The sequence below is a fragment of the Streptomyces atratus genome (assembly GCF_014648655.1).
In the GTDB taxonomy this organism is placed as follows: domain Bacteria; phylum Actinomycetota; class Actinomycetes; order Streptomycetales; family Streptomycetaceae; genus Streptomyces; species Streptomyces atratus.
In genome coordinates this window covers 1-666 of record NZ_BMRN01000222.1, presented here as the reverse complement: position 1 = coordinate 666, position 666 = coordinate 1, and the positions used below count along the sequence as shown (strand labels likewise).

Below are 666 nucleotides of genomic sequence, written 5' to 3'. Positions count from 1 at the left end.
CTGCCCGGCGTCGATCTCGTGCTGCTTGACCCAGTTCCGCAGCGTCTCGCGGGAGCCGATGTCCAGCTTCTCGACCACCGCCTGCAAGGCCGCGGTCTCGGTCGGGTGGTCGCCGCGGACCTCGGCGACCATGCGCACCGCACGTCGGCGCAGCTCAAGCGGGTAACGGGAAGGTCGTGCCATGACTCGATCCTTTCATGAAATCGAGCCTCCACCTGACCCGGGGCGGTTCACCTGCAGCAGCCCCGTCTCCGGACTACAGATCTGACAGGCCTCGATGTCCGGGTCCCCGAGAGCGATGACAGCGTCCTCGCGACTGATGAACCCCATCTCATTCGGATACAGGGAGCATCCCCCGCGATGCAGGAGCGCGACCGATCCCGACCGCCGCGGCTGGATCTTTCACGACTGCTCCGCCCGCGCCCGCTCCACCCGCCGCCGCTCGACTGATCAGCGCACTTGGATTGACGCTCCTGTGGGCCGCGATCGACGGGCACGGCCCGGCACGGTGGCTTGCCGCGGCGGGCGGCCGCCCTCCATCACCAGCCGCAGCATGAAAGCGGACAGAGGCGACTGCGGCCTGAGCCCGACGGCTCAGGCCGCGGTGGCCGCACTCGCGTCCGGCGCCGCGTGTACCGTCCCCGCGTATCGCCGGGCGAAGCCCGT

1 protein-coding gene and 1 pseudogene are annotated in these 666 nt (G+C 69.8%); both read right to left on the bottom strand.

The annotated features are described in order from the left end of the window. Positions 1–183: pseudogene (locus IEZ15_RS44210) on the bottom strand (IS3-like element ISMyma3 family transposase); the annotation flags it as partial. Positions 184–195: 12 nt separating this feature from the next. Then, positions 196–399, bottom strand: a complete 204-nt coding sequence (locus IEZ15_RS46330) for a DUF6233 domain-containing protein (protein ID WP_373302784.1) — start codon at positions 397–399, stop codon at positions 196–198. Positions 400–666 lie beyond the last annotated feature (267 nt).